This window comes from Rhizobium sp. YTUHZ045, assembly GCF_051124255.1.
Taxonomy (GTDB): domain Bacteria; phylum Pseudomonadota; class Alphaproteobacteria; order Rhizobiales; family Rhizobiaceae; genus Rhizobium.
Window position 1 is genome coordinate 485187 of record NZ_CP101432.1, and the last position, 18568, is coordinate 503754.

Below are 18568 nucleotides of genomic sequence, written 5' to 3' on the forward strand. Positions count from 1 at the left end.
CCCTCACGGGGCTGCCAGAAACGATTGTCACACATGACCGAAACAGCCGAAAAGATCGATTACTCGAAGACCCTCTATCTGCCTGAAACCGATTTCCCGATGCGCGCCGGTCTGCCGCAGAAGGAACCGGAGCTTGTTGCCCGCTGGCAGCAGATGGATCTCTATAAGAAACTGCGCGCCTCCGCCGCCGGCCGCGAGAAATTCGTCCTGCACGACGGCCCGCCCTATGCCAATGGCAACATCCATATCGGCCATGCGCTGAACAAGATCCTCAAGGACGTCATCAACCGTTCGTTCCAGATGCGCGGCTATGACGCCAACTACGTGCCCGGCTGGGATTGCCACGGCCTGCCGATCGAATGGAAGATCGAGGAAGAGAACTATCGCGCCAAGGGCAAGGCGAAGCCTGACCTGAGCGAGCCGGCGGCGATGATCGGCTTCCGCCGCGAGTGCCGCGCCTATGCCGAGAAGTGGATCAAGGTCCAGGGTGACGAGTTCCAGCGCCTCGGCATCGTGGGCGACTTCGAAAACCCGTATCTGACGATGAACTTCCATGCGGAAAGCCGCATCGCTGGTGAGCTCTTGAAGATCGCCGCTAGCGGCCAACTCTACCGCGGCTCCAAGCCGATCATGTGGTCGGTGGTCGAGCGCACCGCGCTGGCGGAAGCCGAGGTCGAGTACCACGACTATGAAAGCGACACGATCTGGGTGAAATTCCCGGTAGTGAATGCGCCCGCAACGGTAGATGTAGTCGTCACCAGGGATAAGCCGGCTCCGATTGAGGACATCCCGATGTCTCCAAATTCGCTTGCTGAAGACCACGCTTCCGTGGTCATTTGGACCACGACGCCTTGGACGATCCCCGGAAACCGGGCGATCGCCTATTCATCGCGCGTCTCCTACGGCCTTTATGAAGTGACAGCTGCCGAGAACGACTTTGGCCCGCGCCCGGGCGAGAAGCTTGTTTTCGCCGACAAGCTCGCCGAAGAATCGTTTGCCAAAGCAAAACTGCAATACAAGCGCCTCCGCGATGTTTCCGCCAAGGAGCTTTCATTTGTCGCCTGCGCCCACCCACTGAAGGGCGTCGGCGGCGGCTACGAGTTCGAAGTCCCGCTGCTCGAGGGCGATCACGTCACCGACGATGCCGGCACCGGTTTCGTGCACACCGCACCCAGCCACGGCCGCGAAGACTTTGACGTCTGGATGGCGCATGCCCGGGAGATCGAGGCCCGCGGCATCGAGACCAAGATCCCGTTCCCGGTCGACGACGGCGGCTTCTACACCGCCGACGCTCCCGGCCTGGAAGGCGCGCGCGTCATCGACGATAACGGCAAGAAGGGCGATGCCAATGATCGCGTCATCAAAGCGCTGATCGAACGCAATGCGCTCTTTGCCCGCGGCCGCTTGAAGCACCAGTATCCGCATTCCTGGCGTTCGAAGAAGCCGGTGATCTTCCGCAACACGCCGCAATGGTTCGTCTATATGGACAAGACGCTGCCGGACGGGACGACGCTGCGTAGCCGGGCCCTCGGAGCGATCGACGACACACGCTTCGTGCCGGCCGCCGGCCAGAACCGTCTGCGCGCGATGATCGAGCAGCGCCCGGACTGGGTCCTTTCCCGTCAAAGAGCCTGGGGCGTGCCGATCTGCGTCTTCGTCGATGAGCAGGGCGAGGTCCTGAAGGACGAGGCCGTCAACCAGCGCATCCTGAACGCTTTCGATGTCGAGGGCGCAGACGCCTGGTTTGCGGAAGGCGCCAAGGAGCGCTTCCTCGGCAACGAGCATGACCCGGCCAAGTGGACCCAGGTCATGGATATCCTCGACGTCTGGTTCGACTCGGGCTCCACGCACACCTTCACGCTGGAAGATCGCCCGGACCTGAAATGGCCGGCCGATCTCTATCTCGAAGGGTCCGATCAGCATCGCGGCTGGTTCCATTCGTCGCTCTTGGAATCGGCTGCCACCCGCGGCCGCGCGCCTTATAACGCTGTCCTCACCCATGGTTTCACCATGGACGAGAAGGGCGAGAAGATGTCGAAGTCGAAGGGCAACGTCACCTCGCCGCAGGAGGTGATGAAGGATGCCGGCGCCGACATCCTGCGCCTCTGGGTCATGACCTCCGATTATGCCGATGACCTGCGCGTCGGCAAGACGATCATCCAGACCAATGTCGATGCCTATCGCAAGCTGCGCAATACCATCCGCTGGATGCTCGGCACGCTCGCTCACGACAAGGGGGAGGTCATCGCGCTTGCCGATCTGCCGGAGCTGGAGCAGCTGATGCTGCACCGTCTCTCCGAGCTCGATCAGCTCGTGCGCGAGAATTATGATGCCTTCGACTTCAAGAAGATCGCCCGCGCATTGATCGACTTTGCCAATGTCGAGCTCTCGGCCTTCTACTTCGACGTCCGCAAGGATGCGCTCTATTGTGATGCGCCCTCCAGCCTCCGCCGTCGCTCGGCGCTCTATGTCATCCGCATGATCTTCGATTGCGTGGTGACCTGGCTTGCGCCGATGCTGCCGTTTACAACGGAAGAGGCATGGCTCTCACGCAATCCCTCGGCTATCTCGGTGCATCTGGAGCAGTTCGCTCCGGTCGCCAAGGAATGGCGCAACGATGCGCTGGCCGAAAAGTGGAGGAAGATCCGCGCGATCCGCAGCGTCGTGACCGGCGCGCTCGAAATCGAGCGCAAGGATAAGCGCATCGGTTCCTCGCTCGAGGCGGCGCCCGTTGTCTATGTCGCCGATGCCGCGCTTCGCAAGGCGCTCGAGGGCCAGGATTTCAGCGAAGTCTGCATCACCTCTGGCATCACGATCAAGTCAGATGCCGGCCCGGCCGACGCTTTCCGCTTGGCCGAGGTGCCTGACGTCGCCGTAGTGCCGAAGCCTGCCGAAGGCGTCAAATGCGCCCGTTCCTGGCGCATCACCACCGATGTCGGTTCTGATCCGGACTATCCCGACGTCTCGGCGCGCGACGCCGCCGCCTTGCGCGAACTCGGCATCCGCGCCTGAAGATATTTGCCGGGTGAATTGCCATTGCGGCGTTCATCCGGTAAAAGCTGCCTGAAAATGGCCGGATTTTTGCGTCAGGGGGACGGTTGTCCGGTAGGGCGACGATTGCACCGGTGGCTGGAAGGGTTTTCATGTTCGCAACGCATTGGTTCCGTATTGGCGCCTGCCTGTCTGTTGTCATGGCGGGATGCTCCCTTGTGTCCGGCTGCGCCAGCAGCCCGACCTACGGCACCGACAAGACCGCCATGGAGCAGCTGACCGACGATCTTGGCCAGTCCGTGTCTCTGACCGGACCGGAACCGAAGAACAAGGGCGTCAAATATACGCCGCGCCCGACGCTGGTGCTGCCGGCTGAGGGCCAGCGAGAGACCCTCGTCGCGCCGCAGCCGACGGTGGCCAACAAGGACAATCCGCAATGGCTTGAATCGCCGGAGGAGACCCGTGCCCGTCTCGTCTCCGAGGCTGACGCCAATTCGGACAATCCGAATTACCGCTCGCCGCTGGCAAGCTCCGCCATCGAAGGCGGCCGGCGAACGACCGAAGCCCAGACCCAGGCCTATCGCGAGGCCCGCGCCCTGCAGAAGGGCTCCTACGTCGATCAGCGTCGCTACATTTCCGATCCGCCGCCCGGTTACCGCACCGTCGACGACCCGGCCAAGCTCGATGACGTCGGCGAGCCGGAGCTCAAGAAGCAGAAGAAGCGCAAGAAGGACGCGGCAATCGCCAATTCCGGCAAGCAGTGGTGGAACTTCCTGCAATAGCTTGTCTCGGCGCACGCGCACAGATGCCAGCGATTACGGCGCCTCTCTCCGTTCCGCAAAGAATCTCCGCAAGATCTCGGCCGATTGCACCTCGTTGAAACCGGAATAGACCTCCGGGACGTGGTGGCAGGTCGGCTGCGCATAGAATCGCACGCCATTGTCGACGGCGCCGCCCTTCGGATCCTCGGCGCCGTAATAGAGCCTGCGGATGCGCGCAAACGAGATGGCTGCCGCGCACATGGTGCAAGGCTCCAGCGTCACATAGAGATCGGCGCCGGTAAGGCGCTCCTGCCCAAGTGCCTCGCAGGCGAGCCGGATTGCGGCGATCTCGGCGTGCGCGGTAACGTCGTTGAGCTCGCGCGTGCGGTTTCCCGAGCGTGAAACAGCAATATCGTCGACAACGACGACCGCGCCGATCGGCACCTCGCCGCGTTCTCCGGCGGCACGCGCTTCTTCAAGCGCCATCTCCATGAAACGATTTGTCTTCACGATCGCAAGAATTTCCACTTAACCGCAGATGCGTGACCTGATAGACAGGCCCAAAAGGCAGGCAAACAGCAAATGACACCCAAAGACAAGCCAAAACGCCCGGGCGCAAAGCCCCTTTCACGGGATATCAGGCCGAAGGCCGGTCCGAAGGCGGGCGGCGCGAAGCCGGCGAAGGCCGCAACCGCGCGCTCGGCGGCGGCCGAAGCCGACAGCGACACCAAGGCCGAACGCATTTCCAAGGTGATGGCGCGCGCAGGCGTCGCCTCCCGCCGCGACATAGAACGCATGATCATGGAAGGCCGTGTGACGCTGAACGGCACGGTTCTCGATACCCCCGTCGTCAACGTCACGCTTGCCGACCGCATCGAGGTCGACGGCGTGCCGATCCGCGGCATCGAGCGCACCAGGCTCTGGCTCTATCACAAGCCGGCCGGCCTGGTGACCACCAATGCCGATCCGGAAGGCCGTCCGACCGTCTTCGACAACCTGCCGGAAGAACTGCCGCGCGTCATGTCGATCGGCCGGCTCGACATCAACACCGAAGGCCTGCTGCTGCTCACCAATGACGGCGGCCTCGCCCGCGCCCTCGAACTGCCGGCGACCGGTTGGCTGAGGCGCTACCGCGTCCGCGCCCATGGCGAGATCGATCAGGAAGCGCTCGACAAATTGAAGGACGGCATCGCCGTCGACGGCGTGCTCTATGGATCGATCGAGGCGACCCTCGACCGCACCCAGGGCTCGAATGTCTGGATCACCATGGGCCTTCGCGAAGGCAAGAACCGCGAAATCAAAAATGTGCTCGGCGCGCTCGGTCTCGATGTCAACCGTCTGATCCGCATTTCCTATGGGCCGTTCCAGCTCGGTGACTTGCCGGAAGGCCATGTCGTCGAGGTGCGCGGCCGCACATTGCGTGACCAACTCGGCCCGCGCCTGATCGAGGAAGCCAAGGCGAATTTCGACGCGCCGATCTATAATGTGCCCGCCGTCGCTGCCGAAGAAGAGGAAGAGGCTTCGGCACCGGCCGCACCAGCAAAGCGCGAGCGGCCGCGACGCGAGGAGGATAAGCGCGAACGGGCGCTGAGCCGCCTCGATACCAAGCGCGACGATCGCCCCGGCGGGCGCAGAGACGACGATCGCCGCGGCGGCCGCAGGGATGAAGAAAAGCCCAAGCGCGCCCAGCCGCTTGGCCAGCGCCGCAGCGCCAATGTCTGGATGGCGCCCGGCGCCCGGCCCCTCGGCGAGAAGGCGGCGGCCAAGGCCGCCAAGAATGCGCAGACCGCGCGCCGGCGCGGCGAACAGCCGGCGGCAAAGACCAATGCTTTCGATCGCATCGAGGATCGTCCGCGCACGCCGATCAACCGTGTGCGCGAAGAGGACGGCGAATGGATCCGCTCGAGCGAGCAGCCCCACCGCAAGGATGAGGGCGAAGGCCGCGGCCACAAGCGCTCGTTCGGCGATCGCCCGGCCCGCGAAGACCGCGGTTATGGCGACCGCCCGGCGCGTGGCGAAGGCCGTGCGGAGCGTTCGCGCGGCGACCGGCCATTCGGCGACAAGCCGCGCGGCGATCGCAAGCCGCGCGCGGATGGTGATGAGCGTCCCCGCGCCGCCAGAGCGTCCACCGGCGAGAGTCGTTCTGAGCGTCCGCGCAGCGACCGCCCCTTCGGCGATCGACCTTTCGCCGGCAAGCCGCGTGGCGATCGAAAGCCGCGCGAGGAGGGTGACGAGCGCCCGCGGACAGCCAGAAGCTTTGCCGGCGAGGGGCGTTCCGAGCGTCCGCGCGGCGATAGGTCGTTCGGCGACAAGGCTGTGAGCGGCAAGCTTTCGGGCGATAAGCCGCGCGGCAAGGGCTTTGCTGGCAAGCCCGGTGGACCCAAGAATTTTTCAGGCAAACCTAAGGGCGCCAAGCCAGGCGGTGAAAGGCCGGCCGGGGACAGGCCGGCGGGCGGTCCGTCCAGAGGTGGTGCTCGAGGAAAGGGAATGACACGCGGTGCGGATCGTCGGCGGTGAGTTTCGCGGACGGCCTCTCGCCGTGCCAAAATCCAACGACATCCGGCCGACCGCCGACCGGACGCGCGAGAGCCTGTTCAATATTTTGAGCCATGCCTATCCGGAATGTGTCGACGGCACCCGGATCCTCGATCTTTTTGCCGGAACCGGCGCCGTCGGCCTCGAAGCCGTCTCGCGCGGCTGTCGTCATGCGCTCTTCGTCGAAAACAGCGTCGAGGGCAGGGCGCTGCTCTGGGAAAACATCGATGCGCTCGGTCTGCATGGCCGCACCCGCATCCTGCGCCGCGATGCGACCGATCTCGGCAGCGTCGGCAATCTCGAGCCTTTCGACGTGCTCTTTGCCGACCCGCCCTATGGCAAGGGCCTCGGCGAAAAGGCGATGGCGGCGGCCGCCGTTGGCGGCTGGCTGCGGTCGGGCGCGATCGCGGTACTCGAAGAACGCGCCGACATTGTCGTTTCGGTCCACCCTTCCTATGTTTTTCTCGAAAGCCGCATCTTTGGCGACACCAGGGTGCATTTCTTCCGATATCAGCCGCAATAGGCGCAGGGGCGGGGCGTGCAGCAGGCAGAGATCATCAGTCCGAAACTGCCTGCGATCAGCGATTTGCCGACGGTCGCTGTCGCCTTCGGCGGCGGCGGCGCACGCGGCCTGTCCCATATCCACATCATCGAAACCCTCGACGAACTCGGCATCCGCCCGGTGGCGATTGCAGGTTCGTCGATCGGCGCGATCATGGGGGCGGGCATGGCCGCCGGCATGTCCGGCGCCGAAATCCGTGAACATGCGCTGGCAACCGTCGGCAACAAGACCGCCGTCGTTGCCCGCATCTGGGGCATGAGGCCGACGACAGTGCGCGATGCGGTGGCCAAGGGCATCCGCATCGGCCAGTTCAATCTGGAACGGATCCTGAAAGCTTTTCTGCCGTCGGAGCTGCCGGCCCGATTTGAAGATCTGCTGGTGCCGATGAAGGTCATCACCACGGATTATTACGGGCAGAACGAGGTGATCATCGAAGAGGGCGAGCTGTTTCCCGCACTGGCCGCCTCGTCCTCCATCCCCGCCGTTTTCATGCCGGTGCGCCTGCGCGGCCGCGTGATGATCGATGGCGGCATCAGCAATCCTGTGCCTTATGAGTGCCTGATGGATCTTGCCGACATCGTCGTCGGCGTCGATGTCGTCGGCGCTCCCGAGGGCGACGGCACCCACATCCCGAACCGCATGGAGAGCATCTTCGGTTCCGGACAGCTGATGATGCAGACGGCGATCTCCCTGAAGCTGAAGCTTTGCCAGCCGCACATCTTCCTGCGCCCGACGGTCGGCCGCACCGGCGTGATGGATTTCCTCAAGGCTCGCGAAGTGCTGGCCATGTCCGTCGGCGTAAAGGACGATCTGAAATTCGCCCTCGACCGCGAGATCGAAGCGCGGCTAAAACGCTAAGGAACCTTGCACGGGCACCGTTGCCGGCGTCCGCGAGACATGCGCCAGCGGTTCAGCGAGCATCGCTTCGGCTATGAGCTCGGCATCGTCATTGTCGATTTGGAAGAGACCAAAGCGCAGTCGATAGCCCCAGCCTGTCCGATCGCTCGTGAAAGATAGCCGATCGAGCAGCGGCACGGATGGGCGTTTCAATGGCCCGCCACCAGACGACATCCCGCCTCCAAGGGCGGAAGCCGGGGTGAGCCTCCACTTGATATGCCGCCGTTTCCTCGACCACGCCGATGGCCGTGAACGCCTGCAGGCGATCCTTGCCGCCAAACGTTTCAGTCGGCGAATAGTAAATCACGCGGTCCCCTGGCGCGCTCCGCTTGAGCGGAGCGGCCTTGCCGTGACAGACTTGCATGAACCCGGCTGCGCGCCCGATGCGGACGTGGTTTGCTGATGCCACGGCAATCCAGCTGCGGGACATGGTTCAGTCCTCCGCGACGTTGTAGACGCGCAAGCGATGCCCGTCGGGATCGGCAGCAACAAAGCTGCGGCCGAAATCGAGGTCGGTCGGCGGCAGAAGGATCGCCGCGCTCTTGCCCTGCCATTCGATATGGAGCCTATCGACCATGTCCGCTGTCGCGACCTTGAAACCGACCTCGCAGCCGCCGCCCGCAGCAGCCGGCGCCGGCTGGACGCCCGTCCGGCCCCACAGTCCGAGCGCCAGGCCCGAAGGCAGAATGAACATTGCGAAGGTCGGGCTGGCCTCCACAGGATCTTGCCCGAGCAGCCGCGCATAAAAGCTGGCGCTCTTCGGCGCGTCGGTTACGAAAAGTAGAATGCTGTTGCTGTCGAACACGATAAACCTCCTGTATGTCGGGCAGGAGAATATTTAGAGAGACATGCTGACAGATTCTGGCAGTAGCCCCACTGTTTTCGAACTGCTCGACCGTCGCAGCTCCGGCAACAGGTTTATGCGTCCGCCACCGCATTCGCGACTCCCGCCAGCGGATCGTCCTCGAAAGGATCGGCCGTGCGCTTCGGCTTGACCAGCGGTTCGGGCCGCACCGGGTGGGAAAACAGCATGTCGCGCCCCGCCTGCAGCCCTTCGGAGACCTGCAGCACCAGCCGCGCCTCGTCGCGCTTGCGGATATCCTCGCCGATTTCATAGGCATCGACCTCCGAGACGCCGAGCGCCTCCAGCGTCCGCCGTCCAAACAGCAGGCCCGATTCCAGCGTTTCGCGCAGCTCGTAATCAATCCCCTTGTTGCGCAGTTCGATCGAATGGATTCGGTCATAGGAGCGTACGTAAAGGCGCGTCTGCGGATAGTCCGCTTGCACCAGTTCGACCACCTTGTCAGTGATCTCCTTCTTCTGTGTGCAGACGAGCACGATCTTCGCCCGGTCGATCCCGGCCGAGCGCAGCACGTCCTTGCGGGTGCCGTCGCCGAAATAAATGCGGAAGCCGAAGGAGGAGGCCTGGCGGATGCGGTCGGCGGAAAAGTCGATGACGGTGACGCTGCGCCCGCCGGCAAGCAGGATCTGGGCGGCGATCTGGCCGAAACGTGAGAAGCCGACCATCAGCACGTCGGCGCCCGCACCTTCGAAATCCTCGTCGAGCTCTTCCTGTTCATCGCCGTTGAGCAGCCGCTTCGACAGCGCCGCGCCGATCGGCGTCAGCGCCATGGACAGCGTGACGATCGCCACCAGCAGCGATGCCGTGCTCGTCGACATCAAGCCGACGACGCCCGCAGTGGTGAACAGCACGAAGCCGAATTCGCCGCCTTGCGGCAAGAGGAAGGCGATGCGGATCGCGTCATTGTGCGGAGATCCCGATATCCGGCAGAGACCATAGATGATAATCGCCTTGACGGCCATGACGATCGGCACCGTGACGATGACGAAGAGCGCATTGTCGACGAGAACGTCCAGCTCCAGCGACAGGCCGACGGCGATGAAGAAGATGGCGAGCAGCACGCCGCGGAAAGGCTCGATGTCGGCCTCCAACTCGTGCCGGTAGGAGGATTCGGCCAGCATCACCCCCGAGAGGAAGGCGCCCATCGCCATCGATAGTCCGGCAAGCTGCATCAGGCTTGCCGATCCCATGACGACAAAAAGGGCGGCCGCGATCATGGCCTCGCGGGCCCCTGTGCGGGCGATGATCTGGAAGAGCGGCGTTAGTAGATAACGCCCGGTGACGATCATCGCCGCCACGGCGCCGACGGCCACGGCAAAATCGGTGAGCGGCGTATTGCTGCCCTTGCCGCTGCCGTCGAGAACGGTGATCAGCGCGAGCAGCGGCACGATCGCCAGGTCCTGGAACAGCAGCATCGAGAAGGAGCGCTGCCCGTATCTCGTGTTGACGTCGCCATCGCCCTCAAGGATCTGCATGGCGAAGGCCGTCGAGGACAGGGCCAGGCCGAAGCCGGCGACGATGCTGCCGCGCCAATCGAGAATTTCAGAAAACCAGGCGAGCGCGGTCAGCGCCAGCCCTGTCACCACCACCTGCGCCGTGCCGAGGCCGAAGATGTCGCGCCGCATCTGCCAGAGGCGGCTTGGCTTCAGCTCCAGGCCGATGATGAAGAGCAGGAAGACGACGCCGAGCTCGGCGACGGCAAGGATCTGTTCGCCGTCGGTGATGCCGTGGAAGACCGGGCCGATGACGATGCCGGCGGCGAGATAACCGAGCACCGTGCCAAGCCCCAGCTTCTTGAAGATCGGAGCGGCGACCACCGCGCCGCCGAGCAGCAGGATCGTTTCGGAGAAAAGGTCGTTGGGCGCTGACATGCTGGCAATTTCTTTCGACGGCGGGAAACATCCTGGCAGCCCCGGCAAAGAATCGGCGGCGGCGGCCTTGATGCCAGGGAGAGTGCACAATAAATGGAAGCCGAAGGAAAGGCCAAATCATGTCCTCTGAAATCGATTCTTCGACACTTCTTTCCCGCGCAAGTCAATTGATCGATCTGGCAAGGAAGGCAGGGGCCGACGCTGCCGACGCCGTGGTCGTTCGCTCTCGCTCGCAATCCGTCAGCGTCCGGCTTGGCAAGGTCGAGGGGACGGAATTGTCGGAAAGCGACGATTTTTCGCTGCGCGTCTTCATCGGCCAGCGCGTCGCCAGCGTTTCGGCCAATCCGGGCTTCGATCTCCAGGCGCTGGCCGAGCGTGCCGTCGCCATGGCCAAGGTTTCCCCGGAAGACCCCTTCGCATGCCTGGCGGACGAGGCGAACCTTGCCAAGTCCTATCCCGACCTGCAATTGCTCGATGCCACCGACGTGTCCTCCGAGATGCTGCGCGAGGCGGCTCTTGCCGCCGAGGCGGCCGCACTTGCGGTCAAGGGCGTCACCAATTCCTCCGGCGCCGGCGCGTCGGCCGGCATGGGCGGTCTTGTTCTCGCCACGTCGCACGGTTTCCAAGGCAGCTACATGGCCTCCCGTTTCGGCAATTCCGTCAGCGTCATCGCAGGCGAAGGCACGGGCATGGAGCGCGACTATGATTTCGACAGCCGGCTTTATTACGCCGAGCTCGACGATCCCGCCGAAATCGGCCGCCGCGCCGGCGAACGGGTGGTCAAGCGCGTCAATCCGCGCCAGGTGCCGACCGGCAAGAACGTCACCGTCGTCTTCGATCCGCGCGTCGCCCGTGGTTTTGTCGGCCATATCGCCGGTGCGATCAACGGTGCCGCCGTCGCCCGAAAGACCAGCTTCCTGCGTGACAGGATGGGTCAGCAGGTGCTGAAGTCGGGCCTTTCGATCACCGACGATCCTCTGATCGTGCGCGGGCCTTCCTCGCGTCCCTTCGACGGTGAGGGCGTGTCCGGCGAGCGGCTTGTCATGATCGAAGACGGTGTCCTGAAGCACTGGTTCCTCTCGGCCTCGACGGCCCGCGAGCTCGGCCTGCAGACTAATGGCCGCGGCGTGCGCGGCGGCAGCGCCGTCACGCCGTCTTCCACCAACCTCGCCTTGGAGCCGGGCGAGATCTCGCCGGAGGAACTGATCCGCAGCATCGGCAACGGTTTTTACGTCACCGAACTAATCGGCCACGGCGTCAACATGATCACCGGCGAATACAGCCGCGGCGCCACCGGCTTCTGGATCGAGAACGGCGAACTCACTTTCCCGGTATCCGAGGTGACGATCGCCTCGAACCTCAAGGAGATGTTCATGCGCCTGACGCCGGCAAACGACATCGACCGCAAGTTCGGCGTCGCGGCTCCGACCCTCGCGATCGAAGGCATGACGCTCGCCGGGCAGTAAAAACGGGCAGGAATGGAATGACGGGATGAGCGATAGGGAAAAGCTGCGCTGGCAGAGCGATCTCGCCTTGATCGCCGATGCTGCGAAGGAGGCCGGCGCGGTCGCCTACGGCTTCTTCAACCAGTCTCCCGAGGTCTGGTGGAAGAACGGCGACCGCTCTCCAGTCAGCGCCGCCGATTTCGCCGCCAATAAGACGCTTGAAACGATCCTGCGTAAGGCGCGGCCGGATTATGGCTGGCTGTCTGAGGAAACCGAGGACGATGAAGACCGCCTGTCGCGCGAGACGCTTTTCATCGTCGATCCGATCGACGGCACGCGCGCCTTCCTCGGCGGGCAGCAAGTCTGGTGTGTCAGCGTCGCGGTCGTGCATCGCGGCCGCCCGGTTGCCGGCGTGCTCTATGCACCGGCGCTCGAAGAGCTCTACGAGGCCGTCGACGGCGGCGTGGCGCTGAAGAACGGCACGCCCTTCACCGTTTCCGCCGCCGGGCCGGACGAGTTGAGCCGGCTTGCGATCGGCGAAGACCTGTTGAAGACCTTTCCGCCGGCGTTCCGTCACCGGGTGAGACGCGAAAAATATGTCCCCTCGCTGGCCTATCGCATCGCCATGGTGGCAGACGGCCGTCTGGAAGCCACCTTCGTCAAGGGCAATTCGCATGACTGGGACCTTGCCGCCGCCGATCTCGTTCTGGCTTGCGCCGGCGGCGGGCTTGTAGACCTCGACGGCAAGTCCATCGTCTATAACAGGGCCGACGTCACCCATAAGGTCCTCTGTGCGGCGCCGGCGCCCCGTATTGATGAGTTCCTCGCGGCCTTCGCCGGGCGACGAGACAGTTGACGTTTCCGTCAAAATCCCGCAGATGAGGTGGCGGAGGAACTAGGCAGAAAGAGAACAAGAAAATGACTGACTCCGGTGACAAGAAACAGCTTTTGCACCTCGTTTTCGGCGGCGAACTCGAAAGCCTCGAAGATGTCCAGTTCCGTGATCTGGACGGCCTCGATATCGTCGGCATTTTTCCCGACTATGCCTCGGCGCTGACGGCCTGGAAGGCGAAAGCGCAGCAGACGGTCGACAACGCACATATGCGCTATTTCATCGTCCACATGCACCGTCTGCTCGATCCGCAGCAAAAGGCTGGGGGCAACTGACCTCGGCAGCCGCAGCCAGCCGAACGGGCCTTCGTGCATCGGGCGCCCGTCGATCCGGATCGTTTGACGCATTCTGAACAAATTGATCGGCCATTCCGGCCGCAACGATAATAAGGGAATGGGTTTGATGTCGATCGTCTTGGGTCGGAGGCTGGCGCGATGAGCTCCCGGATGGCGCGGCTCGGTCTGAGCACATACCGTCTGGCGGGGACCGTGGCTTCCCCGGTCGTCGGCCTCTATCTGACCTACCGCACGGCCAAGGGCAAGGAAGACCGTGCGCGCCGCCTGGAACGCTTCGGCTATCCGAGCGCTAATCGGCCCCAGGGTCCGCTCGTCTGGTTCCACGCCGCAAGTGTCGGCGAAACCAATGCGGTCATACCGCTGATCCGCGAAATTCGCCGCCGCGACATTCATGTCATCCTAACCACCGGCACCATCACCTCCGCCAGGCTCGCCGCCGAGCGCCTCGGCCAGGAGGCGATCCATCAATATGTGCCGCTGGATCTGAAGCCATCCGTCAGCCGCTTCCTCGATTATTGGCAGCCCGATTGCGCGATCATCGCCGAATCCGAAATCTGGCCGGCGACGGTGCTGGAACTCGGCCGTCGCCGCATTCCGCAAATCCTGGTCAATGCCCGCATGTCGGACCGCTCCTTTGCCCGTTGGCGCGGCCGCCCCTCGATTGCTGAGGCCTTGTTCGAGAACCTCGCTCTCGTCATCGCCCAATCCGATGTCGATGCCGAGCGGTTTCGCGATCTCGGTGCCGTTCCCGTCATAACCTCGGGCAATCTGAAGGTCGATACCGATGCGCCGCCTTATGACAGCGCTGTCTTCGCCCGCTACAAGAAGCAGATCGGCGATCGCAAGACCTGGGCGGCGATCTCCACCTTTGACGGCGAGGAAAATGCCGCCGGCATCGTCCATCGCGCCCTGAAGGAGCGCGATCGTCAATTGACGATCATCGTGCCCCGCCATCCCGAGCGCAGCGACGAGATCGAGGCGGCGCTCGTCAAGCAGGGGCTGAAAGTCGCCCGCCGGACCCGCGACGATGTCCTCTCCGCCGATGTCGATATCTTTCTCGGCGATACGATCGGCGAAATGGGGCTTTATCTCCGTCTGACCGAAATCGCCTTCGTCGGCCGCTCGCTCTTTGCCGAGGGTGGTCAGAACCCGCTGGAGCCTGCCATGCTCGGCTGCGCCATCCTCTCCGGCGGCAATGTGCAGAATTTCCGCGAGGCCTATCAGAAGCTCGCCCGCAGCGGCAGCGCCCGAATGGTGCGCGATACCGAAATGCTGGCCAAGGGCGTGCATTACCTGCTGATCAACGATGAAGCCCGCCGTAACATGATCGAGGCCGGCGTCGCCACCGTGCACGAGATGCGCGGCGCACTGTCGGCGACGGTGAAGGGGCTCGAACCCTATATCAATCCGCTGACGGTCAAGGCGCGTTTGCTGCCCAGGACCGCAGCCCAGGTTTGAGGAGACGCGATGTCCGGCCCGGCGCATATCAAAGGCATCCTCTTCGACAAGGACGGCACGCTGCTCGACTATGATGAGAGCTGGCTGCCGGTCAATCGCGAGCTTGCCCGCATCGCCGCTGAGGGCGACCCGCTTTTGGCCGACCGGCTGCTGTTCGCCTGCGGCATGGATCCGGTGAGCGGCCATATCGTCCCCGACAGCCTGCTCGCCGCCGGCAATACAAGGCAGATCGCCGAGGGACTCGTCGCCGCCGGGTCGATGGTCGACATCGACGAATTGACGATCCGTCTCGACGATCTCTTTTCCGGCGCCGCTGAATTTTCCGTGCCGGTGACCGACCTTGCCGGCTTCTTCGCAAGGCTGCATCGGCGCGGTTTCAAGCTCGGTGTCGCCTCCAGCGACAATGAGCGCTCCATCCGCCAGACGGCGGAGCGCTTCGGTTTCGCCCACTATGTCGATTATATCGCCGGCTACGACAGCGGCTTCGGCGTCAAGCCGGAGCCGGGCATGGTGCTCGGCTTCTGCGCTGCGACCGGTCTTCTGCCTGAAGAGGTCGCCATGGTCGGCGACAACAATCACGATCTGCACATGGGTCTAAATGCCGGCGCGGGACTGAGGATCGCCGTGTTGACGGGAACCGGCTCGCGCGATTCACTTGCTGCGGCTGCCGATCATGTGCTCGACAATATCACCGCCCTTGAGACGCTGCTGCCTGATCTGCAGCCGGCCTGATCGGTAAAGGCTTGCATTTTCATCGATTTTAATCTCTCAATCCGGCCGGGAAGACGAAATTCTCTGGCCGGCGGGGAGCGGGACGGCAAAATGATTTCAGAAGCGCCGCCGTTCTGGTGGAGGAAAGCCGATTGGCGGGCCTGGCTGCTGGCGCCGCTTTCCTTTGTCTACGGCCGTGTCGCCGGCCATCGCATGGTCCATGCGCGCCGCGCCTCGGTTTCCGTTCCAGTCATCTGCGTCGGCAATTTCACAGTCGGCGGCGCCGGCAAGACGCCGACGGCGTTGACGCTCGCCCGCGCCGCCAAGGCGAAAGGCCTGAAACCGGGCTTTCTCAGCAGAGGTTACGGCGGCTCGCTCGACGTGACGACCGTGGTCGATCCCCATCATCACCGGGCGGTCGCCGTCGGCGATGAACCGCTGTTGCTCGCCCAGGAGGCGCTGACGGTGATTTCCCGCCGGCGCGTCGATGGTGCTCGGCGTCTGGTGGCGGAAGGCGCCGATCTCATCATCATGGATGATGGTTTTCAGAGCGCCCGGCTGGCGATTGACTATGCGCTGCTCGTCATCGACGCGACGCGCGGCCTTGGCAATGGCCATATCGTGCCGGCCGGCCCGGTCCGTGCGCCGATCCGCCAGCAGCTGCGTTCGGCGACGGCGCTGCTGAAGGTCGGCGGCGGCAATGCTGCCGACGCGATCGTCCGCATGGCGGCACGCGCGGCAAAGCCCTATTTCACCGCATCGCTGAAGGTGCGCGGCGACGACCGGCTTGCCGGCATCAAAGTGCTCGCCTTCGCTGGCATCGCCGATCCCGCCAAATTCTTCCGCACCGTCGAATCGCGCGGCGCCGAAATAGCCCTCGCCAAGAGCTTCGGCGACCACGAGCATCTGACCGAGGAGGAGATCGACGACATCCTGACGACCGCCGAACGCCAGGATCTCCTGATTGTCACCACGTCAAAGGATTTCGTTCGTCTCTCCGGCCATCACGGCAAGGCGGAGCAACTGGCGAAAAAATGCCGGGTGATCGAAGTCGACATGGTCTTCGAGGATCATCTCGCCCCGAGCCTGATCATCGACCGGGCGATCGTCGCCTGTCGCGAGCGGCGTTTAAGGGAAATGAAAGTTAAGAGCTAACGCCGCTGGTTCGGCAGCATGCCGGCACGTTTGTCGGCTTCGATTGCAGAAATAACGTCGGCATAGGGCTCCTGGCGGGCGACGCTCCAGTAGCGCAGTTCGTCGAGCGGGATGTTTTTTCCGGTCATCGCACAGACGACATAGGAGCCGGGCGAGAGAATCTGGAAATCGCCGTCGAGATAACGGATCTTCGCCTCGCGGTTTCCGTGCCCTTCGAACAAATTCATGCGCTCCGTTCCCTGCAACTTGTCATCCGTCTGCCATACTCCCGCAAAGGCGGCTTTGCCAGCTTTTTCAGCTTCTGCCGAAAAGCCGCTCAATGTCGCTGAGCTTCAATTCGATATAGGTCGGCCGGCCGTGATTGCACTGGCCGGAGCCGGGCGTCACTTCCATTTCCCTCAGCAGCGCGTTCATTTCCTCCGGCCGCAGCCGCCGGCCGGAGCGAACCGATCCATGGCAGGCCATGGTCGCCGCCACATATTCGAGCTTGGCCGACAGGCCCGACGCCGTATCCCATTCGGCAATCTCGTCGGCGAGCTGGCGGATCAGGCCATGGACGTCGACCTCGCCGAGCATGGCCGGCGTTTCGCGCACCGCGATCGCCCCGGGACCGAAGCGCTCGATCGCCAGACCGAGCTCGGCAAACTCTGCCGCATGTTGCATCAGCCGGTCGCAATCCTCCTCCGGAATGTCGACGATCTCGGGGATCAGCAGCACCTGCGAGGCCAGCCGCTTTGAATGCAGCGCCTTGCGCATCGCTTCGAACACCAGCCGCTCATGCGCCGCATGCTGGTCGACGATGACGAGCCCGTCCTCGGTCTGGGCAACAATATAATTGGCGTGGATCTGGGCCCGCGCCGCGCCGAGCGGATAACGCCCGGCCGGTTCAGGCGCAGCAGGCTGTGGCGAAGACTGCGTCTCGGCCCGCGCTGTCGGCATCGAAAGTCCGTCGAAAGCGGCTTGGGATCGTTCGCTGAAACCCGTTGCTGGCTGATAGGGGCGGGAGGGCGAGGTCTCCGCCGACCATGGCGCCTGCGAGCGTTGGGCAAAGGGCTGGAAACCGGGGCGGAAGGCGCGCAGCATATCGCTCGCGCCGGTCGTTGCCGCCCGGCTGCCGTCGCGCGCGAGCGCCTCGCGAATGGCGCCGACGATCAGGCCGCGCACCAGGCCTGGGTCGCGGAACCGCACGTCGGATTTGGCCGGATGCACGTTGACGTCGACGAAGGCCGGATCGAGAGCGATCGACAGCACCGCCACCGGATAGCGCCCGGACGGGATCGTCTCGGCATAGGCGCCGCGGATCGCCGACAGGATCAGCTTGTCCTGCACCGGGCGGCCGTTGACGAAGGCATATTGATGGGCGGAGTTGCCGCGATTGAAGGTCGGCACGCCGGCAAAGCCGGTCAGCGTGATCTCCTCGCGTACGGCGTCGAGCGCAATGGCGTTGTCGCTGAAGTCTTTGCCGAGCACCTGCGCCATGCGCGCCAGATGATCGTCGCCCGTTGCCGGAAATTCGAGCGTCGCACGGTCGGAGCCGGACAGCACGAAGCGCACGGCGGGAAAAGCGATCGCCATGCGTTTGACGATCTCGGTAATCGCACCCGCCTCGGCCTTTTCCGTCTTCAGGAATTTGAGCCGCGCCGGCGTGGCGAAGAACAGGTCGCGGACTTCGACGATCGTGCCGGGATTGGCGGCGGCCGGCCTCAGATGCAAGACCTTGCCGCCGGCAACGGCGATCTCGTGGCCGCCGGCGCTGTCGCGCTTGCGGCTTGCGATGCTGAGCCTCGCCACGGACCCGATCGAAGGCAGTGCCTCGCCGCGGAAGCCGAGCGTTCTAATATCCTCGAGCGTTTCGGAGATCTTCGAGGTGCAGTGGCGCCTGATCGCCAGTTCCAGATCGGCCGCGTCCATGCCGCAGCCGTTATCGCTGACCCGCAGCAGCGCCTTGCCGCCGCCTGCCGTGGCGATCTCGATGCGCGTCGCTCCGGCATCCAGCGCGTTCTCGATCAATTCCTTGGCAGCGCTCGCCGGCCGTTCGATGACTTCGCCGGCGGCGATCTGGTTGATGAGCGTTTCGGAAAGCTGTCTGATGGCCATGAGCTATTTTCGAGGATTCGCGGGCGGGAGGGAAG

16 protein-coding genes and 1 pseudogene are annotated in these 18568 nt (G+C 63.8%); 11 read left to right on the top strand and 6 right to left on the bottom strand.

The window, feature by feature from the left end; translation table 11 throughout:
• The first annotated feature begins 33 nt into the window (after window positions 1-33).
• Both ileS and NMA58_RS02400 read left to right on the top strand, forming a co-directional pair.
• Window positions 34-3012: an isoleucine--tRNA ligase gene (gene ileS / locus NMA58_RS02395; protein WP_434712158.1), complete on the top strand. Its 2979-nt coding sequence runs from the start codon at window positions 34-36 to the stop codon at window positions 3010-3012.
• Between the two features lie 131 nt (window positions 3013-3143).
• Window positions 3144-3773, top strand: a complete 630-nt coding sequence (locus NMA58_RS02400; protein ID WP_085777111.1) for a hypothetical protein — start codon at window positions 3144-3146, stop codon at window positions 3771-3773.
• A 33-nt stretch (window positions 3774-3806) separates the two neighbouring features.
• Here NMA58_RS02400 and NMA58_RS02405 read toward each other — a convergent pair whose 3' ends face one another.
• Window positions 3807-4244 (bottom strand): nucleoside deaminase, encoded by a 438-nt coding sequence (locus tag NMA58_RS02405; protein WP_434713486.1) that lies wholly within the window; start codon window positions 4242-4244, stop codon window positions 3807-3809.
• Between the two features lie 90 nt (window positions 4245-4334).
• Between NMA58_RS02405 and NMA58_RS02410 the strand changes: the two genes are divergently transcribed.
• Genes NMA58_RS02410 through NMA58_RS02420 form a run of 3 tightly spaced genes read left to right on the top strand, consistent with a single transcriptional unit; the run spans window position 4335 to window position 7707 of the window.
• Complete coding sequence (locus NMA58_RS02410) at window positions 4335-6269, top strand: pseudouridine synthase (RefSeq protein WP_434712161.1); 1935 nt, start codon at window positions 4335-4337, stop codon at window positions 6267-6269.
• Entirely contained in the window at window positions 6250-6810 is a 561-nt protein-coding gene (rsmD, locus tag NMA58_RS02415; RefSeq protein WP_064800818.1) for a 16S rRNA (guanine(966)-N(2))-methyltransferase RsmD, read from the top strand. Before NMA58_RS02410 ends, rsmD begins: the two co-directional genes overlap by 20 nt.
• Window positions 6811-6825: 15 nt before the next feature.
• Window positions 6826-7707 carry a patatin-like phospholipase family protein gene (locus tag NMA58_RS02420; protein ID WP_097597788.1) on the top strand — a complete coding sequence of 294 codons (882 nt, stop codon included), beginning with the start codon at window positions 6826-6828 and terminating at the stop codon, window positions 7705-7707.
• On the opposite strand, the pseudogene NMA58_RS02425 reads toward NMA58_RS02420, so the two are convergent.
• The 3 genes and pseudogenes from NMA58_RS02425 to NMA58_RS02435 form a co-directional block, all read right to left on the bottom strand.
• Window positions 7696-8176: pseudogene (locus NMA58_RS02425) on the bottom strand (EVE domain-containing protein). The gene NMA58_RS02420 and the pseudogene NMA58_RS02425 sit on opposite strands and share 12 nt — an antisense overlap.
• Before the next feature lie 3 nt (window positions 8177-8179).
• A complete protein-coding gene (locus NMA58_RS02430) occupies window positions 8180-8551 on the bottom strand; it encodes a VOC family protein (RefSeq protein ID WP_085777117.1) in 372 nt (123 codons plus the stop codon).
• A 113-nt stretch (window positions 8552-8664) separates the two neighbouring features.
• Window positions 8665-10479: a monovalent cation:proton antiporter-2 (CPA2) family protein gene (locus NMA58_RS02435; protein WP_434712162.1), complete on the bottom strand. Its 1815-nt coding sequence runs from the start codon at window positions 10477-10479 to the stop codon at window positions 8665-8667.
• 119 nt (window positions 10480-10598) lie between these two features.
• On the opposite strand from NMA58_RS02435, the gene NMA58_RS02440 reads away from it, so the two are divergent.
• The 6 genes from NMA58_RS02440 (at window position 10599) to lpxK (ending at window position 16436) form a co-directional block, all read left to right on the top strand.
• Entirely contained in the window at window positions 10599-11945 is a 1347-nt protein-coding gene (locus tag NMA58_RS02440) for a TldD/PmbA family protein (RefSeq protein WP_097597784.1), read from the top strand.
• A gap of 25 nt (window positions 11946-11970) precedes the next feature.
• Window positions 11971-12780 (top strand): 3'(2'),5'-bisphosphate nucleotidase CysQ, encoded by an 810-nt coding sequence (locus NMA58_RS02445; protein ID WP_434712163.1) that lies wholly within the window; start codon window positions 11971-11973, stop codon window positions 12778-12780.
• Window positions 12781-12842: 62 nt separating this feature from the next.
• On the top strand, window positions 12843-13091 hold the full coding sequence (locus tag NMA58_RS02450) for a DUF4170 domain-containing protein (protein ID WP_085777121.1): 249 nt from the start codon (window positions 12843-12845) through the stop codon (window positions 13089-13091).
• A 159-nt stretch (window positions 13092-13250) separates the two neighbouring features.
• Window positions 13251-14570, top strand: coding sequence for a lipid IV(A) 3-deoxy-D-manno-octulosonic acid transferase (gene waaA / locus NMA58_RS02455; RefSeq protein ID WP_434712164.1), 1320 nt, complete (start codon window positions 13251-13253; stop codon window positions 14568-14570).
• Window positions 14571-14579: 9 nt separating this feature from the next.
• Window positions 14580-15302: an HAD family hydrolase gene (locus tag NMA58_RS02460; protein WP_434712165.1), complete on the top strand. Its 723-nt coding sequence runs from the start codon at window positions 14580-14582 to the stop codon at window positions 15300-15302.
• Window positions 15303-15392: 90 nt separating this feature from the next.
• Window positions 15393-16436, top strand: coding sequence for a tetraacyldisaccharide 4'-kinase (gene lpxK / locus NMA58_RS02465; RefSeq protein ID WP_434712166.1), 1044 nt, complete (start codon window positions 15393-15395; stop codon window positions 16434-16436).
• Here lpxK and NMA58_RS02470 read toward each other — a convergent pair.
• Both NMA58_RS02470 and mutL read right to left on the bottom strand, forming a co-directional pair.
• Window positions 16433-16663: a DUF2093 domain-containing protein gene (locus NMA58_RS02470; RefSeq protein ID WP_011424196.1), complete on the bottom strand. Its 231-nt coding sequence runs from the start codon at window positions 16661-16663 to the stop codon at window positions 16433-16435. The genes lpxK and NMA58_RS02470 overlap by 4 nt on opposite strands.
• Window positions 16664-16730: 67 nt before the next feature.
• Window positions 16731-18533, bottom strand: coding sequence for a DNA mismatch repair endonuclease MutL (gene mutL / locus NMA58_RS02475; RefSeq protein ID WP_434712167.1), 1803 nt, complete (start codon window positions 18531-18533; stop codon window positions 16731-16733).
• Window positions 18534-18568 lie beyond the last annotated feature (35 nt).